The sequence below is a fragment of the Rhizobium sp. BK196 genome (assembly GCF_014193255.1).
In the GTDB taxonomy this organism is placed as follows: domain Bacteria; phylum Pseudomonadota; class Alphaproteobacteria; order Rhizobiales; family Rhizobiaceae; genus Rhizobium.
This window is the reverse complement of sequence record NZ_JACHZB010000002.1, coordinates 382,256-400,430: the sequence shown is the minus strand read 5'-3', so window position 1 is coordinate 400,430 and position 18,175 is coordinate 382,256. Positions and strand designations below refer to the sequence as shown.

The window sequence follows — 18,175 nt, the reverse complement described above, 5'->3', positions numbered from 1 at the left end:
TTGCGACATCCGTCCTTGAACTTCTATCCGAGAAGGTGAAGACCCTCCTGCCAGGGCTCGGAATTGCCGATGAAAGGCGGTTTCAACGCAGATAGGTATCCACCGATATGTTCGCCGCCCATTGGCTTGCTGAACAAATAACCTTGGAGGGTGGAGCAGCCCATTTCCAGCAAGCACATTGCCTGGCGATGGGTTTTCACACCTTCTGCAGTGACCTTCATGTTAAGTTTCCGCGCCAGATTGAGCACCAGTTCAACGATTGCCAGGCTGGAGTCGTCCTCCAGCATGGTGTCGATAAAACTTTTGTCGATCTTGATGATATCGACAGGCAAACTCCGTAAATGGGTCAGTGACGCATAGCCCGTCCCAAAGTCATCGAGCGCAACAGCCAGACCTTTTTTTCGCAAACGCTGGAGCGTTGTTGCAACGGTATCTTCCAAACCCTGCAGGAATACTGTTTCCGTCACTTCAAGCACCAGCTTGTCGAAGGGGATGCCTCTCGACGTAAACGCGGCAACAATCCGGCTTTCCAGATCACCTCTCATGAAATCGGAGGCACAGACATTCAGTCCGACCCGCCCGAAATCCAGCCCACGGTCCATCCAGGTGCGGATATCGGTCGCGACACGCTCGAGCATGCGGGTCGTGATGTGATGGGACACGCTCGAGTCCGTAAACGCCTCGTGAAATTGCGCAGCCGGCAGGATTGAGCCATCCGGGCGCTGCATTCTCGCAAGCGCCTCAAATGCCCATACTTGACCGTCAGCGCAGCGAACGAGTGGTTGATAGTGCGGCACCATCCGATACTCATTGAGTGCCAGTTCCACCTCTCGAACGACCTGAATGCGATGGGCTATCGTCGAACGCAGGCTGGGCTTATATTGGACGTAGCTGCCGCGCCGTGTTTCCTTGGCGTGGTAAAGGGCAAAGTCGGCGTTTTGCGAAAGCGTCGCCGCATCCATTTCACATTCGGAAATCGCGCCGCCTAAGGTTATCATCGGATTTATCGTCGACCCGCCGACTTCCAGGGGGCGGCCGATATATTCGATCAGATGTCGCGCGAGTGACCGCATGCGCCCCGCGCTTGCGGTTTCCGCTAGAACAACGCAGAACTCATCACCGCCGAGACGAAACACCTTTCCACGCCGTCCGAGACGCTCGTCCAGACGTGACGCCACGCCTTTCAGCAACAGGTCACCTGTTGCATGGCCAAGGATATCGTTGACCTGCTTGAGACGATCGACATCGATTAGCAACAAACCGATGGATTGAACGTCCGCCGCTGCAAGCCTCTCCATATGAGCATTGTAGGCGGCGCGGTTTGCTAGTCCGGTTAACGGATCGGCGTTTGCTGCCTGGAGCAGACGTTGCTCGTAGCGCACTTTTTCGGAAACATCCTGAACAATGCCGAACAGACGTCTTGGCTCGCCTTGCAGATGCTCGATATCACTGACGACGCGAATCCATCGTTCCTGGCCTTCCGGTGTGATGATGCGATACTCTTTGTCAATGCCGGTTCCGGAGCCGTTCAGGATGTCGCGGATCCTGCCCCGGACACTTTCACGTTCTTCGGGAGCGTAACAGGCAATCACCTCTTCCGAGGTCATGTGTTTGCCGATCGGCAGCCCAACCGTGCGGTATATCTGATCCGACCAGATGATCGCACCGGTATTAAGGTCCATCTCAAAGCCTCCGACCTTGGCAGAGCGCTCTGTCTGTTCAAATCGAGCCTGCTTGAGCTCGAGTTCGCGTTGCTGCTCTTTCAGCAAACTTTGCTGACGATGTTCCCGGATAAGCGCTACCACGACGCTCGCCAAACTATGGAGCTGTTCGATGTCGCGATCGCCAAAACGGCGGATCTTCGTGTCGAGGACACAAAAACTGCCGTAACACGTCTTACCTTCCGAAAGTGGAACCCCTGCATAAAACTGGACGGAACAACTTGTGACGAACGTGTTTGCGTAAAAACGGGAGTCTTTGCCGGCATCTTCAACGACGAGCGGCGCCCCTGTTTCCACGACGTGACCGCAAAAGGAATGCTCGCGTGGCGCCTCTTTCAAAGGGAAGCCTTGTCGAGCTTTGAACCATTGCCGATGCTCATCGACAAAAGAAATCAAAGCCATTGGCATATCGAACATGCTGCAGGCCAGGCGTACGATAGCGTCGAACTCCGTCGTCGGCGGCGTATCGAGAATGCTTGCCTCGTAAAGAAGGCTCAACCTCTCGTCTTCGGTAGGTGACATGCGACCTTACTCCTCGCAGTGCCGAGTGAGTGAGACCCTTCATGGATCATAGAAGCGGACGAACTTGCCGCCGACAGTGAAAAACGACAATATCTCATGGCCGAATATCGCACAGCGACATTCGCAAGCGGCATGTCACGAGCTTCTCGTTCCTATCCCAACTTCCTGCGCTGATTTAGAATTCGTCCCAATCAGACTTCAGCGCGACAGCAGCCGACCCGCGTTGGACCGATGCGGCGGGCGAGCTACGAACCACTTTCAAAGAAGTGGATGTGGCAGCGTGGCGATCCCCCTGCGTGAGCATGGACCCGGATTTCGGTCCATCCTCGAAACGGAATTGCTCAAGAAGCGCGAAGAGAGCTGCGGCCTCTCGTGCGAGGCCATGGCTCGCAGCAGTCTGCTCCTCAACCATCGCGGCATTTTGCTGCGTGCCCTGATCGACGGTATTAACGGCCTGGTTGATCTCGCTCAGCGCGGTCGATTGCTCGCGTGCCGCCTCTACGATCGCCGTGACGTTGGTATTGATTTCGTGGACCTGACCGGCGATTTCCTGGAGCGCGGATCCGGCATTCGTCACGAGAGCGACCCCGTTTGCGACATAGGAACCGGACGCTGTAATCAGACTCTTTATCTCCTTCGCAGCCTTTGCCGACCGCTGCGCCAGCTCACGGACCTCCTGGGCAACGACGGCAAACCCCTTGCCGGCCTCCCCAGCCCGTGCCGCCTCGACACCGGCATTGAGCGCTAAAAGGTTCGTCTGGAAGGCAATCTCGTCGATGACGCCGATGATATTGGAAATTTCGCTTGAGGAAGTTTCGATCTGGTCCATGGCAGCTATCGCGTCACGCACGACCTGGCCGGAGTGCTGCGCATGGTCTCTGGTTCGCGCCACGAGTTTGCCGGCTTCCTCGGCACGGCGGCTCGAATCCTTTACCGTCGTCGTGATTTCCTCAAGCGCCGCAGCGGTCTGTTCGACGGATGCGGCCTGCTGTTCCGTGCGCTTTGCGAGATCGTCGGCAGCCGTGCGGATTTCGTTGGAGCCAGCCGAAATCGCCTTGGCATTTTCGGCCACCATTGCCATCGCGCCCTTCAGCTTCTCCGACGCGCTGTTAAAGTCGACACGGAGCCTTTCCAGCGAAGGAATGAAAGGTTTCTGGATCGTCTGCGACAGGTCGCCGTCGGCAAAATTGGTCAGGCAACGGGCAAGTTGTTCGACATTCTCGACGCGCGCCGTGACGTCGGTGGCGAATTTCACGACCTTGAAAACTCTGCCGCTCAGGTCGAAAATCGGATTATAGGAGGCTTGGATGAAAACCTTCCGTCCGCCCTTGCCGACACGCATGAATTCATCAGCGACCAGTTGGCCGCTCGACAGCTTCCGCCAGAATTCCTTGTAAGCGTCCGACCTTGCGTAGTCTGCTTCGCAAAACATCGAATGATGTTTGCCCTGGATCTCCGCGAGCGAATACCCGAGGGCGCCGAGGAAGTTGTCGTTCGCAGTCAGAACTTCGCCGGCAGGCGTGAATTCAATGATCGCCTGGGCGCGGGACAACGCGTCGATCTTACCCGCATCCTCGGCCGACTTCAGCTTCTGCACGGTAATATCGGTTGCAATCTTGACGACTTTGACCGGTTTTCCGCGCCGGAACACGGGATTGTAGGATGCTTCGATCCAGACCTCGCGTCCGCCCTTCCCGATCCGCTTGTATTGCTGCTGATCGAATTTCCCGGCTGACAGCTTCGTCCAGAAAGCTTTGTATTCCGCCGAAGATGCAAAGGATGGATCGACAAACATGCTATGATGTTTTCCAACAATCTCCCCGAGTTCGTAGCCGAGCGCCCTGCAAAAGTTTTCGTTCGCAGTGAGAATCTTGCCCGACAAGTTAAACTCGATCATGGCTTGCGAATTCGATAGGGCGGCAAGAACCGCGACAGCATTTCCACCACGACCAAGAATACTCATCCGAAATCCCCAGATTTTTCCCGCTGCAATCCAGCTATATCACTAATATTCGCCTATGATCATTAACGTAGATTTAATTGTAAGGTTAACGGTCCGCTCGTGGGGCCGGAATTATTTGCAGCAGAATATATAGTCAGAACTGCTCTTCATGAGGTGCTCGATCCCGAACTTTGACGGTGCGATATTTCTTTAGAGCGAAAGGCGCTGTGGTTCAGGTTCCACACGTCAGCGCCACGGCTACGGAGGCAATCCGTCGAGCGATGCACTGTAGTCAAGACAGTCAGAAGTCACTGGCCAGGCGGCACGGTGCTACGCATTGACATGGCGGGACAGATTTGGCGAAGGTCGCAAAGTGCTTCGGACCGATGGACGACCCTCGCGCGCTGTATCGCGAGCGCTTTTTCCTGACGCTTCATCGACTTGCGCGGTCCTAGCCCTGGTGCGGTGACGATACTGGATAGCCGGTTACGGGCTAGTCTTGAACCCTGCTGACTTCGGGCGTGAATATATAGCCGCCCAGGCGTACGGTCTTGATGAAGGTGGGATCCTTGTAATCGGGCTCGATTTTCTGCCGCACGCGACTGACATGCACATCGATGCTGCGTTCGACCGGGCCGGCAGAACCGGCATGAGTGCGGGCCAGGATCTCCTGGCGGTTCATGACCTGCCGCGGATTCTGGCAAAACACCAGCAGGACGTCGAATTCCGCAGTCGTCAGCGACACGTGCACGCCATCGCTATCGGTTAATTCACGCGTGACCGGATCGATCCGCCAGCCGGAGAAGGTCATTGCTTCCAGGATTGGTTTGACCTGCATTGCATAAGAAGATCGGCGCAGAAGTGCTCTTATCCTGGCCAGGAGCTCTCTGGAATTGAAGGGTTTCGTCACGTAGTCGTCAGCGCCCAACTCCAGCCCGATGACTCTGTCCACTTCCTTAGTCAAAGCTGTCAGCATCAGGATCGGCACCGTATTGGACGACCTGATCCGCCGACAAATGCTGAAGCCGTCCTCGCCGGGCAGCATGCCGTCCAGGACGATGAGCTGAAACTCCTTCTTTTTCAGGGCACGATCCATTTCGACCGCCGATCCGACCGCTTCGGCGCCATAACCTGCCTCTTTCATGAGGTCGATCAGCATGCCGGCAATATCACGATCGTCCTCGACGATGAGGATCCGGGTCGTTGCCTGTGAAGGAGCGTTGAATGCGATGTTATTCATGATCAGAGCCTGAACTTAAAGAATTTCCTGCTGAAGATGGATGCTTGTCAGCCAATGCATGTCTCACATCGTTTTTCCAGGCTGCCGTTCCTGGCCGAGCGCAACAGACCGCCGACCCAACGATCACCGGAGCGCTTTCGGATGCCTTGAAGAACGATAGGGCCAATCGAGCATATTGAATAGCACCAGCGGCTTGTCGAATGAGAGTGACCTTGCCTCAGTAAGCGCCTTCGACAATGTTCGTTCTGACCGGCTTTCGTGATCGAGACGGCCCGCTCCGGCGTCATAAACGTTCTCCGGGTGTGACGGCACCCGGATCGCCGTCGTCAAAGCAATTCGCATCTGCGGCTTCTGCCATGCCGCCCATTGAAAGGGGCACAGCCAGCGAAGCGGCGATAACCAGCGCAATATTTCTCACTATGAATGACAATGTTTGCTCCCGCGGCTTCAGTGGCGCGTCACGCTGCCGCCGCGGCGAAAGTGCGGGGAAATCGTTTTGGAATGGATTTTATGTTGTTAAGAAATATTTCCGAGCGCGCTGCATGAGGAGCCGCGCTGCAGATGTTCAGGTGCCTGAACAGGCACTTTCAACGCGATATTCGCGGCGCACTTAATCTGAGCAGACTGCGCGCGCAACAATTCGGCGTATATTTTAACAACACTTAAAGCCGCTCCGTCGGCAGAACAGATAGTCCCAGGCAATTGCGTCGTCGTCACCCGGAGAGGGCGCCGTCCATGCCGGAACGCTCAGCCGGTGCGGTTGACACGAAGGTTGCTGAGTGAACGCGAAAGACCGCGGCACACAGGACTTAACATAACGTAACCCACTTTTGAAACGCGGTCTGTTAGCTTCGAGGCCGATGTCCAATAGGAAACGTCGATGAGCGGCACAAGCCAAGCGTCCAACCTGCAATCGGTTCTCGTCTATATTCCGGGCCAACGAGGATCATATTTCGCTAGCGAAGTCTTGCGAAGCGGTGGCTTCGACGTCAGCAATGTCTCAAACAGGACGGAGCTGGAGCTCGCGCTGGAACGTCTCCCGTGCAAGATCGTCGTGACGGTTACGTCGGCGATCGGGGAGGTTCGAACTCTCTGCAATCTTCCTGTTGTAAACATCCAGGCCTTTGTGCTGCCCAACCACGCCCCCGCGACAGCAGACCAATCGGCTCTCTTCGACAGGGAGGCGTTCCTCAAAAGGGTTCGCAGGAATCTCGGCTCTCCTGACGCGGCATTTCCGCCCTCCTCGACGACGCGCTTCAACTAGACGCGGGCAGGACTTGCATCCCGCCTCTTTGCTCAGCAACTGGCACCCACGCCTTAACAAATAAAAACATCTCTCCGAGTGACATCGCTGGGCCTTGCCGCGCATAGTTGACGTGATTGAGCTGTATGCAAGCAGTTCAGCGACATTTGTGACGTTATAAGGCAGAAAGTCGCGACGGCTCAGCGGATAACTGATTGTGACAACAGGAAAGCGCGGAATGATACTGGCGCGATTTTTTGCGGGGTCGATCCGCAGGCAGATTGCATTGCTTGCGATCGGGCCAGTGGTGCTTTTTGCGATCCTCGGCACTGTCAGTGAGCATCTGACGATCAAGGAACCGGAAAGTGTCTCCCAGGCGCGGGCCGTTGCAATGCGCATAGAACTCGTGGTCGACATGTTACGCGCAGCGGAAACGACGGGACAGACGTCGACTATCCTCGACACGGTCACGAAGACGGGGTTGCAGGTCGAAGAAGTGCCAGCCGTCGAACTGCACGGCTCTGAACAGCCGGTAGAAGAGGATGACTTCCGCCAGGAGATAAAAAACAATCTCTCGCCGACAACAGACGTCATACTTCGTTCGGGGACGACGACGGGTCATCTGACGCAGGTGCTCGTGGTTGCGGTTGATCACGATCGTGCCCTGGCTTTCTCACCGCCGCCTGCCGTGCATGACTCGCGCATCACCGATCGCGAAATCAGCGATCTTCTGGCAACGATGGCACTCATCGTGCCGGTCATTCTGCTGTCGCTCTACGGAAGTCGGATGATCGCCTCGCCGCTTCTTCGATTTTCTCGCGCCGCGCAGGATCTCGATCCGGACAAAGGCTCGGAGCGTCCGTTCGAGGAGATTGGCTCACTCGAAGTCAGGGCGCTTGCGAAGTCGTTGAACGATATGCGAAGCCGCATACGTGCCATGATCGATGCGCGCACGCGCATGCTGCATGCAATTAGCCACGATCTCAGGACTCCGCTAACGCGTCTGCGCCTGAGGGCCGAGCGCTCCAGCGAACCGTTGCTGCGAGACTCGCTGCTGGCCGACGTTGACGCTCTGACACTCATGGTCGAAGAGACGCTGGTCTATCTGCGAAAAGACATATCCAAAGAGAACCAGCTCAGGGCGGATCTCCCGAGCATGATCGTGACGGCTTGCAATGACTTTGGCGATATGGGGTACTCGGTGGCATATCGTGGACCCGAGCGCTTCGCCTATCCGTGCAAACCTCACGCGCTGAAGCGCGCGATCGCCAATCTTATCGACAACGGCACGAAATTCGCCGGACATGTCGATGTCGAGCTTCTCGTCAAACCAGATCGTACAGTCAGCATCTGCGTCACCGACGACGGACCCGGCATTCCTGCCGAGTTTCAGGCCAACGTCCTGGAGCCATTCTATAAATTGGATTCGGCACGGAACGACCGGGGTGGATTTGGCCTGGGATTGTCTATCGTCCAGGATATTGTTCAAGCTCATTCGGGCACGCTCACGCTGGCTAACGCCGTGCCCCATGGCCTGATCGTGGAGATCGGGCTGCCGCCTGTTGAACCGATCGTCGCCACTTCCCGAGAAGAGACGCGCTCGCCGAGGCCTGTGAACGTTTGAGCGATCGCAAGCGCCGAAACAAGCAAGCTAGATCAACCGTGCCTGGCTGGCGACCGAGATCGTGGCATCATGCGGTCTTTTGAAGACCGGCGATCCGCTTCAAGGACAGAGCCTCGCATCGAACAAGCCCATGCTCGAAACGCCTCTTAACATCACTTCATCCACCTTCGCGGAGATCTGTGGCGTAGTTGGTTTCGTCCACCTGGAACCACCGATGATGACCAGAAAGCCGGCCTCGGATAGGTCGTCGATACGTCTCGCTAAGAACTGGCTTCGCACCCGGTTTTCTTTTTCGATCGCCAGTCGAGAGACGATCAACTTCGCAATATGCGCTCTCGTGCTTTTCCTGGTCGGGGCAAGCTGTGTCCAGTTCGTGTTTCTTGCAACACTTTGCACAGGCTCGTGTCTTGCGTCGCTCGGCAGCTGGGCTCGTCAGGGAACCGGCCGAAAACAGCGGGCGGCTGCCAACTATTGTCTCTCGTCCTGTTTGGCCACGGCACTCTTCCTTGCCCCATGGTGTTACGTTGTGATCGTGGCCCTGGGGAGTTTTTTCGGTTCGCATACCGTGATCTTGCGAAGTATTGGCTCTTCGTAAACGCCGCGTCCACCGCAACATCTTGTATCGAGCGTCCAACGCCTGACGCGGTTCTGACGAGAGATCGCCCACATCTCTTAACAAGACTTTATCCACTTTCACCTGGCTGCGTGCCGTAGTCGCGTCCTGTCATTGGGAACAGCGATTATGGCCAATAAAGACCCGAACGTGAAAGTGAAGCAGATTCAGCAATTTCAGGCGGGCGGCGATTATTCAGCCGATTGCATGCCACCCGCAACAAAACGTATCCTGCATGTGCTGTTTGCGTCCGAACTTGCAGGATCGGAGCGATACTGCATCGATCTCGCAAACGGGCAAGCCGCCCTCGGGCACGAGGTCCATCTTGTCGTGCCACGCGGCCTCCCGGTCGCCGAGCTTGTCAACCGGCAGGTCATCCTTCACCGGTTTACGACACCGTTTCTGCGGCGCATGCGGCTGCGACGGCTGATCGCCATGGCAGGCATCGACATCGCGCATGGTCATCTAAGCTCCGGCTGCAAGGCGCTTGCGACTGTTCCTGATACCGTCACCAGAGTTGCCACTTTGCATGTCGGGTTCAAAGCCAAGCAGCACGCGCGGCTCGACGGGGTGATTTGTGTGAACCGGGCACAGTTGCCGCGCCTCGGCGCCTATACCGGACATGCGGGTCTGGTTTGGAACTGGTTGCCGGAGGTCAAGCATGGCAAGGCTCTCAACCTGCGCTCCGAGTTGGACATTCCGCCTGGAACCAGGCTCGTCGGTGCGGTCGGTCGCCTTCATCCCAGCAAAGGAAACGACGTTCTGATATCGGCCTTTGTGCGGGCCGCACCTGCAGACGCTGCCCTGGTGATCGCAGGTGAAGGACCGCAACGCCCAGCACTGGAAAAGCTTGCCAAGGGCGACAGCCGCGTCCATCTGCTCGGCCATTGCGACAATGTGCCGGGGTTCCTGCGCAATCTGGATCTCTTCGTCTCGCCGTCACGCGAGGAATCGGCGGGGCTTGCCATTCTCGAGGCGATGCATGAGGGGCTGCCGATCATCGCCTCGGCGACAGAGGGGCCGTCGGAATATCTGCGTGAACATCCGGTGCGCTTCGTCGAGCCGGGCTCCGTCGAAAATCTGTCGGAAGCTCTGGCGGATGCGCTTGGGTCCGACGCCGATAGCCGTTTGGCGCGCATGGACTACGACATGGAGCCTTTCTCCCGAGCGGCAGGCGTTGCCAAGGTGCTGCAATTTTACATCGAAGTTGCGGCATCGCGACGCGTCACACATCGCCGCGATGCCGAACAATCGCACCACATCGCGTGAAGCTCAGGTTGATGGCGATGATGACGCTGGTGCGTGGGTAGTGATCGAGGAATGGCCGGCCGCCTGCGTCCTGCTCCTAACGCGCGTTGTATTCTGCGTCAAGCTCATCGAAAGCAGAGCCGGCCAACATCCGCCATCATGCGGTATTAAAAACAAATCGTGGAAAAGCGATCCGATGCCGTCTACAAGTCTGTGGAATGAATGCGAAAGAGACAGAAGGTAAGCCATGAACGTCAAGACACCGAACGCGATTGATACCTATGTCGGCATGCGCATGCGCAGGCGCAGACAACTTCTCGGCATGAGCCAGGAGCGGCTCGCCGAACAGATCGGCGTTACCTTCCAGCAGGTTCAGAAATACGAAAAGGGCATCAATCGCATCGGCGCAAGCCGCCTGCAGAAGATCGCCGATGTACTGCGCACCTCGCCGGCTTTCTTTTTCGAGCAGGATGATTGGGAAGCGCCGAGCCTTGCGGGCCTTGATTTGTCTGCCCCTGTCGACCCGGTCGCAGAATTTCTGCGGTCGAAGGAAGGCCTCGTCCTCAACAGGGCCTTCATGAAGATCGAGGACCGGCGTATTCGCGAGACGGTCATCTCACTCGTCAAGGCGATGGCGCAGGCCGAAAGCGGCGACGTTCCGCGGAACGCGTTGAGAATGGACGAACAGGAATCCCGCACAGAGTGAATGCGGGCGATACTGTCCGATGATCCTCACATGTGAAGAGCGTTCCCGAGGGCTTTCAGCGCCGCTTCCATGACCGCCTCGCTGCGCGTCGGATGCGCATGGATCGTGCCGGCGATATCCTCCAGCCGCGCGCCCATTTCGATCGCAAGCGCGAAGGCGGCCGAAAGTTCGGAGACCCCAGCGCCCACCGCCTGCAGGCCGAGGATCAGATTGGTGTCGGCCCGCGCCACCACCCGCACGAATCCCTCCTCGGCGAGCATGGTCATCGCCCGTCCATTGGCGCTGAAGGGAAACTGGCCGGTCCTGATATCATAGCCCTGGGCGCGTGCTTCTGACGGGGACAGGCCGGCGCTGACGATCTCCGGATCGGTAAAGCAGATCGCCGGAATGCAGCGCTTGTCCCAGGCGCGCTTCTTTCCGGCAACGATCTCCGCCACCATTTCCCCCTGCGCCATGGCCCGATGCGCCAGCATAGGCTCGCCGGTAACGTCACCGATGGCATAGATGCCGCGCATGGATGTGCGGCAGCGATCGTCGATCCTGAGAAAAGGGCCGGCGCGGTCGAGATCGAGTTCTTCGAGGCCTGAGCCTGCCGTTCTCGGACGGCGGCCGACGGTCACCAGAATACGGTCTGCAGCAAGCACCTGTTGCCGGCCGTCAGGCGTTTCGACGAGAAGTCCGTCGCCAGCATCGGAAAGGCTGACAGCCTTCGCCCCGGTCAAGACGCGGATGCCGCGCTCGGTCATCTTGCGAATGACGGGCCGCACGAGATCGGCATCATATTGCGGCAGCACCTGCTGCGTCGCCTCGACCACCGTCACCTGTGACCCCATCTTCGCAAAAGCTGTCCCAAGTTCCAGCCCGATATAACCGCCGCCGACCACGACGAGATTCTTCGGCAATTCGCCCAAAGACAGCGCCTCGGTCGAAGAAATAACGCGGGCGCCGAAAGGCAGGTTCGGGAGCTCCACGGGATCGGAGCCGGTAGCAATGACGACGGTCTCGGCACGAATGATCTGCTGGCCGATTTCTGTCTCTACCTCGACGGTCTTGCCGTCGCGGAAATGGGCGCGGCCGTGGACGATCTTCACGCGCGCCTTCTGCAACAGGCCGGAGACGCCACTCGTCAGCCGGCCGACGATACCGTCCTTCCAGCTGATCGTTTTTCCCAGATCGATCGAGACGCCTTCGACGCGGATGCCCATCGGACTCTTGCCCGTCAGCATTTTCTGCGTGGCGTCGAATTCCTCTGCGGCATGGATCACCGCCTTGGAGGGGATGCAGCCGACGGTCAGGCAGGTGCCGCCGGGCTTACCGGCCTCGACGATAACGGTATCGATACCGAGCTGGCCGGCGCGGATGGCGCAGACATAACCACCGGGGCCGGCACCGATGACGAGGAGCTTGCAGACAATCTCTTTCATGGCTCAGCCTTCGATGAAAATAAGCGCCGGCGTTTCGAGCAGCGTGCGGATGCGCTGTACGAAGGTCGCCGCGTCCCAGCCGTCGATGATGCGGTGATCGAAGCTGGAGGAGAGGTTCATCATCTTGCGCGGCACGAATTGCGCACCGTCCCAGACCGGCCGCGTGGCAATCTTGTTGACGCCGATGATCGCCACTTCCGGGTGATTGATGACGGGCGTGGAAACGATGCCGCCGAGCGCGCCGAGCGAGCTGATGGTGATGGTGGAGCCTGACAGTTCGTCGCGGGTGGCCGTACCGGAGCGCGCCGCTTCCGCCAGCCGGTTCATTTCAGCTGCACAATCGAAAATGCCGCGCGCTTCGGCGTGGCGCACCACGGGCACGGTGAGCCCCGCCGGCGTCTGCGTGGCAATGCCGATATGCACAGCGCTATGGCGCGTGATGACGCCGGCGTCGTCGTCGAAGGTGGCGTTGACGTCGGGCTGATCTGAAATCGCCTTGACGAGCGCCCGCATCAGGAAGGGCAGCACCGTCAGCTTGGGATGCTCGGCCTTGCGGTCGGCATTCATGGTGGCGCGCAGTTCCTCAAGTGCCGTCATATCCACCTCCTCCACATAGGTGATGTGGGGAATGCGTGAGGTCGAAAGCACCATCTTTTCGGCAATGCGGCGCCGAAGACCCGTCAGCTTGATCTCCTCGGTCGTCGTCTTCTTTGCCAGGCCGGTACGCGCCGGAGCGGGCGACAAACCCTGGTTCAGGAACTGTTCGATATCTTCGCGCAGGATGCGTCCGGCCGGACCTGTACCCTGCACCTGCCTCAGATCTACACCGCTCTCGCGGGCAAACAGCCGTACCGACGGCGCAGCGAGCGGCTTTTCAGCCGGCGGAGCTGCCGGCGCCGGCGCCTTTGCAACAGGTTTCGGAGCTTGTGCCTTCACAGTCTCGGCCGGCTGCGGCTGAGGGGCGGTCTCAGGCTCCACCTCTCCGGCCCCGCTTGCCGTCTCGATGCGCACCAGCGGCGCCTTGACGGCTATCCGATCGCCGATCTCACCGGCAAGCCAGGTGACCGTGCCGCTGACTGGCGAGGGAATTTCGACGGTCGCCTTGTCGGTCATGACGGCGGCGATCACCATGTCCTCGCGTACTGGATCGCCGGTCTTCACATGCCATTCGACAAGCTCTGCCTCGGCGACGCCTTCGCCGACGTCGGGCATCTTGATGATGAACTCGCCCATGATTCAGGCCTCCATCACTTCGGCAAGCGCTCGTCCGACGCGGCCGGGTCCCGGGAAATAATCCCACTCCTGCGCATGCGGATAGGGCGTATCCCAGCCGGCGACGCGTACGACCGGGGCTTCCAGATGATAAAAGCAATGTTCCTGAATCAGCGACACGACCTCCGCGCCGAAACCCGATGTCAGAGTTGCTTCATGCACGACGACGCAGCGCCCGGTCTTGGTGACGGATTTGACGATCGTATCGAGGTCGAGCGGCAAAAGGCTCCGGAGATCGATTACTTCCGCATCGATGCCGGCATCTTCGGCGGCGGCGAGCGCCACATGCACCATCGTGCCATAGGCAACGACCGTGACGGCCGAGCCCGTGCGCCGCACTTCTGCCTTGCCGATCGGGATCGTAAAATGCCCCTCCGGCACCTCGCCGAGATCATGCTTCGACCAGGGCGTCACCGGCCGTTCGTGATGGCCATCGAAAGGTCCGTTATAGAGCCGCTTCGGCTCCAGGAACATGACGGGATCGGGATCCTCGATCGCTGATATCAGCAGGCCCTTTGCGTCATAGGGGTTGGACGGCACCACCACTTTCAGGCCGCAGACATGGGTAAACAGCGCTTCCGGGCTCTGGCTATGCGTCTGGCCGCCGAAAATGCCGCCGCCGGTCGGCATGCGTACGACGATCGGGCAGGTGAAATCGCCATTGGAACGGTAGCGGATACGCGCCGCCTCCTGCGTCAGCTGGTCGTAAGCCGGGTACATATAATCGGCGAACTGGATTTCGACGCAGGGCTTGAGCCCATAGGCCGCCATGCCGATCGCTGTGCCGACAATGCCGGATTCGCTGATCGGCGTGTCGAAGCAGCGCGTCTTTCCGTATTTTGCCTGCAGACCTTGCGTGCAGCGGAAGACGCCGCCGAAGTAGCCGACGTCTTCACCGAAGATCACGACATTGTCGTCGCGCGCCATCGAGACGTCCATGGCGCTGCGCACGGCCTCGATCATCGTCATCCGGGCCATATCAATACCCCGCCTTCTGCCGCTGGCGACGGATATGCGGCGGCATCTCGGCATAGACGCCCTCGAAGATGTCTCGCACCGAGGGCTTGCCGCCATCGTGCAACGTGCCGTGCTGTTCGGCCTGCCGCTGCGCCTCGATCACCTCGTCCATGATCTCAGCCTCAGCCTGTGTGTGGCGCTCCTCCGACCAGACGCCCCTGACGATCAGATGTTTCTTCAGCCGCAAGACGGGATCGCCGAGCGGCCAGGCTTCCGATTCCGTCTTCGGGCGATAGGCGCTCGGATCGTCGGAGGTCGAATGGGCGCCGACGCGATAGGTGACATATTCGATCAGTGTGGGGCCGAGATTGAGTCGTGCCCGCTCCGCCGCCCAGCGGGCGACGGCATGAACGGCGAGATAGTCATTGCCGTCGACCCGCAGCGCCGGAATGCCGAAGCCGAGGCCACGGGCGGCGAACGTGCCGGATCCGCCGCGGGCGATGCCCTGGAAGGTGGAAATCGCCCACTGATTGTTGACGATATTGAGGATGACGGGCGCCTTGTAAGTGGAGGCGAAAACCAGAGCCGAATGAAAATCCGATTCCGCCGTCGAGCCGTCACCGATCCAGGCAGCCGCAATGCGGCTGTCGTTTTTGATCGCCGAGGCCATGGCCCAGCCGACCGCCTGCACATATTGCGTGGCGAGATTGCCCGAAATCGTGAAGAAGCCGTGCTCCTTGGAGGAATACATGATGGGCAGCTGGCGCCCATGCAGCGGATCGCTTTCGTTCGAGTAGATCTGGTTCATCATCTCGACCATCGGATAGTCGTCGGCGATCAGGAGGCCGGCCTGGCGATAGGTGGGGAAATTCATGTCTCCCTTCTGCAGCGCTTTACGGAAGGCGCAGCTGACCGCCTCTTCGCCGAGATGCTGCATATAAAAGGAAGTCTTACCCTGCCGCTGCGCCATCAGCATGCGAGCATCGAAAGCCCGCAACTTCATCATGTTGCGAAGCCCGGTCAGCAATTCCTCATCACTCGATGAGCCAGCCCACGGACCGACGGCCTCGCCGTCGCGGTTCAATACGCGGATGATCGAATACGCGAGCTCGCGGATCTCTTCAGACGCGACATCAACCGCCGGCCGTGGCACGGATCCGGCCTTGGCGATCTTGACGTTGGAAAAATCGGGGCGGCCGCCCGGGCGGACGGCGGGCTCGGGGACGTGCAGGCTCAAACGCGCAGATTCCACCATATGGTCTTTTTTCCTCCCTTTTATCGGCCCCTCCTCTCCTCCAGAAGCCAGGCCTCATTGTTATAGGTTGCGGGCAATTACCATGCGCTGCACGTCGCTTGTTCCCTCATAGATCTGGCAGATGCGCACATCGCGGTAGATGCGTTCGACCGGATAATCGGCCATGTAGCCATAGCCGCCGTGGATCTGGATCGCGTCGGAACAGACGCGTTCAGCCATTTCCGAAGCGAAGAGCTTGGCCATCGACGCTTCCGACAGACAAGGTTGCCCGTCCTCCCTCAGCGAGGCCGCATGGAAAACGAGCTGGCGCGCCGCCTCGATCCTGGTCGCCATGTCGGCGAGCCGGAAGGCGACGGCTTGATGTTCGGCAATCGGCTTGCCGAAGGCGCTGCGTTCGCGGGCGTAGTCGCGCGCCGCCTCGAAGGCCGCCTTCGCCATGCCGACGGCCTGGGCCGCAATGCCGATCCGTCCTCCTTCGAGATTGGCAAGCGCGATCCGGTAGCCCTCACCCTCCTCGCCTAGCCTGAGTTCGGCCGGAATGCGCATGCCGGTGAAGGCGATCTGGCAGGTGTCGGAGGAATGCAGTCCGAGTTTTTCCTCAACGCGGATAACCTCATAACCAGGCGTATCCGTCGGCACGATGAAGGCGGTGATGCCCTTTTTGCCGGCATCCGGATCGGTGACGGCAAAGACGATGATGACCTGCCCGTTCTTGCCCGAGGTGATGAACTGCTTGGCCCCATCAAGCACATAGTCATCGCCGTCGCGCCGCGCTCGTGTCTTCAGGTTCGAGGCATCGGAACCGGCTTGCGGCTCGGTCAGCGCAAAACCGCCGATCCATTCGCCGCTGGCAAGCTTCGGCAGGAAGCGCTGGCGCTGCCCCTCATCGCCGAATTTCAGGATCGGCACACATCCGACCGAACTGTGCACGCTCATGATCGTCGAGCACGGTCCGTCGCCGGCGGCGATCTCCTCAAGTGCTGCGGCATAAGCGATGACGCCCGTATCCGATCCGCCATAGGCCTCCGGCACCAGCATGCCGAGCAGCCCAAGCTCGCCCATTTCTTTCAATTCTTCGCGGGGAAAGAGAGATTCCCGGTCGCGTTTCGCCGCCCCTGGCGCCAGCCTTTCCTGAGCGAAGTCGCGGGCAAGATCGCGGATCTGCTGCTGAAGTTCGGAAAGGATCATCGGCTCCCCTTCCCTAGTGCCGCTCGATGGCGACGGCGGTTGCTTCGCCGCCACCGATGCAAAGTGCAGCCATGCCGCGCTTCAGGTCATAGCGTTCCAGCGCCGACAGCAGGGTCACCAGAATACGCGCACCGGACGCACCGATCGGGTGCCCGAGCGCGCAAGCGCCGCCATGTACATTGACCCTATCGTGCTGCAGGTCGAGGTCGCGCATCGCAGCCATGGCCACGACGGCGAAGGCCTCGTTGATTTCGAAGAGATCGACCTCGGAGAGCGGCAGGCCGGTGCGATCGGAGAGCTTTTGCAAGGCGCCGATTGGCGCGGTGGCGAAGAGATTTGGGGCCTGCGAATGCGTGGCATGACCGAGAATGCTGGCTAGCGGCTTCAGCCCACGCCGCTCTGCCTCCGAGCGGCGCATCAGAACGAGCGCAGCGGCACCATCGGAAATAGAGCTGGAATTGGCAGCCGTCACCGTGCCGCCGTCGCGGAAAGCGGGCTTCAGGGTCGGGATCTTGTCGGGCTTTGCCTTGCCAGGTTGTTCGTCACGGCTCGCCACCTGCTCGGCCTTGCCGGACTTCACCGTCACGGGCATGATTTCTCTGTCAAAATAGCCTTCAGCAATCGCCCTTTGCGCCCGTGTCAGCGAGGTCATCGCATAGGCGTCCTGCGCCTCGCGCGTGAACTGATAGGCTTCGGCGCAATCCTCCGCGAAGCTGCCCATCAAGCGCCCCTTGTCATAAGCATCCTCCAGCCCGTCGAGGAACATGTGATCCACAACCCGCCCATGCCCGAGCCTGTAACCCGCACGGGCACGATCAAGGAGATAGGGCGCGTTCGTCATGCTTTCCATGCCACCTGCGACCGCCACCGAAGCGCTTTCCGCCGCAATGAGGTCATGGACCATCATAACCGCCTTCATGCCGGAGCCGCACATCTTGTTGACCGTGGTCGCGCCTGTCGCAAAGGGCAGCCCGGCATGGATCGCCGCCTGACGGGCCGGCGCCTGACCTTGTCCTGCCGGCAATACACAGCCGAAAATGACCTCCTCGATTGCGTCAGCGGCGACACCGCTACGCTCAAGTGCTGCGCGGATTGCGGTTGCGCCAAGCTCAGGGGCCGCGGCGTCCTTGAGTTCACCCTGAAAACTGCCGATCGGCGTACGGGCTGCACCGACGATGACGATAGGGTCCTGCAGGGCCATGTTTCCTCCTTCGGGCCAG

General features: G+C 59.4%; 14 protein-coding genes. 4 read left to right on the top strand and 10 right to left on the bottom strand.

The genetic code is table 11. The features are described from left to right. Positions 1–23: 23 nt before the first annotated feature. The 4 genes from FHT78_RS08440 to FHT78_RS29125 form a co-directional block, all read right to left on the bottom strand. Complete coding sequence (locus FHT78_RS08440; protein ID WP_183742501.1) at positions 24–2,243, bottom strand: EAL domain-containing protein; 2,220 nt, start codon at positions 2,241–2,243, stop codon at positions 24–26. 175 nt (positions 2,244–2,418) lie between these two features. Beyond that, the gene (locus FHT78_RS08435) at positions 2,419–4,206 is read right to left on the bottom strand and encodes a PAS domain-containing methyl-accepting chemotaxis protein (RefSeq protein ID WP_183742499.1); all 1,788 of its coding nucleotides are present in this window, start codon (positions 4,204–4,206) and stop codon (positions 2,419–2,421) included. Positions 4,207–4,678: 472 nt separating this feature from the next. Then, positions 4,679–5,425 (bottom strand): response regulator, encoded by a 747-nt coding sequence (locus tag FHT78_RS08430; protein ID WP_183742497.1) that lies wholly within the window; start codon positions 5,423–5,425, stop codon positions 4,679–4,681. Between the two features lie 283 nt (positions 5,426–5,708). Then, entirely contained in the window at positions 5,709–5,855 is a 147-nt protein-coding gene (locus FHT78_RS29125) for a hypothetical protein (protein WP_210289798.1), read from the bottom strand. A 450-nt stretch (positions 5,856–6,305) separates the two neighbouring features. On the opposite strand from FHT78_RS29125, the gene FHT78_RS08425 reads away from it, so the two are divergent. The 4 genes from FHT78_RS08425 to FHT78_RS08410 all read left to right on the top strand — a co-directional run bounded on the left by FHT78_RS08425 (position 6,306) and on the right by FHT78_RS08410 (position 10,859). Next, on the top strand, positions 6,306–6,689 hold the full coding sequence (locus FHT78_RS08425) for a hypothetical protein (protein ID WP_183742495.1): 384 nt from the start codon (positions 6,306–6,308) through the stop codon (positions 6,687–6,689). A 217-nt stretch (positions 6,690–6,906) separates the two neighbouring features. Then, a complete protein-coding gene (locus FHT78_RS08420) occupies positions 6,907–8,292 on the top strand; it encodes an ATP-binding protein (RefSeq protein ID WP_183742493.1) in 1,386 nt (461 codons plus the stop codon). A gap of 742 nt (positions 8,293–9,034) precedes the next feature. After that, a complete protein-coding gene (locus tag FHT78_RS08415) occupies positions 9,035–10,174 on the top strand; it encodes a glycosyltransferase (protein ID WP_246715195.1) in 1,140 nt (379 codons plus the stop codon). A 226-nt stretch (positions 10,175–10,400) separates the two neighbouring features. Beyond that, the gene (locus FHT78_RS08410) at positions 10,401–10,859 is read left to right on the top strand and encodes a helix-turn-helix domain-containing protein (protein WP_183742491.1); all 459 of its coding nucleotides are present in this window, start codon (positions 10,401–10,403) and stop codon (positions 10,857–10,859) included. A gap of 26 nt (positions 10,860–10,885) precedes the next feature. Here the strand turns inward: FHT78_RS08410 and lpdA are convergent, their stop codons facing one another. From lpdA to FHT78_RS08380, 6 genes are read right to left on the bottom strand one after another with little or no spacing between them, the layout of a single operon-like run. Further along, the gene (lpdA, locus tag FHT78_RS08405; RefSeq protein WP_183742489.1) at positions 10,886–12,283 is read right to left on the bottom strand and encodes a dihydrolipoyl dehydrogenase; all 1,398 of its coding nucleotides are present in this window, start codon (positions 12,281–12,283) and stop codon (positions 10,886–10,888) included. 3 nt (positions 12,284–12,286) lie between these two features. Then, positions 12,287–13,516, bottom strand: coding sequence for a dihydrolipoamide acetyltransferase family protein (locus tag FHT78_RS08400; RefSeq protein WP_183742487.1), 1,230 nt, complete (start codon positions 13,514–13,516; stop codon positions 12,287–12,289). Between the two features lie 3 nt (positions 13,517–13,519). After that, positions 13,520–14,533, bottom strand: a complete 1,014-nt coding sequence (locus FHT78_RS08395; protein WP_183742485.1) for an alpha-ketoacid dehydrogenase subunit beta — start codon at positions 14,531–14,533, stop codon at positions 13,520–13,522. A gap of 1 nt (position 14,534) precedes the next feature. Next, positions 14,535–15,767 (bottom strand): thiamine pyrophosphate-dependent enzyme, encoded by a 1,233-nt coding sequence (locus FHT78_RS08390; protein WP_183742483.1) that lies wholly within the window; start codon positions 15,765–15,767, stop codon positions 14,535–14,537. Positions 15,768–15,827: 60 nt separating this feature from the next. Then, the gene (locus tag FHT78_RS08385) at positions 15,828–16,955 is read right to left on the bottom strand and encodes an acyl-CoA dehydrogenase family protein (protein ID WP_183742481.1); all 1,128 of its coding nucleotides are present in this window, start codon (positions 16,953–16,955) and stop codon (positions 15,828–15,830) included. A 13-nt stretch (positions 16,956–16,968) separates the two neighbouring features. After that, a complete protein-coding gene (locus FHT78_RS08380; RefSeq protein WP_183742479.1) occupies positions 16,969–18,156 on the bottom strand; it encodes an acetyl-CoA C-acyltransferase in 1,188 nt (395 codons plus the stop codon). Between the last annotated feature and the right edge of the window lie 19 nt (positions 18,157–18,175).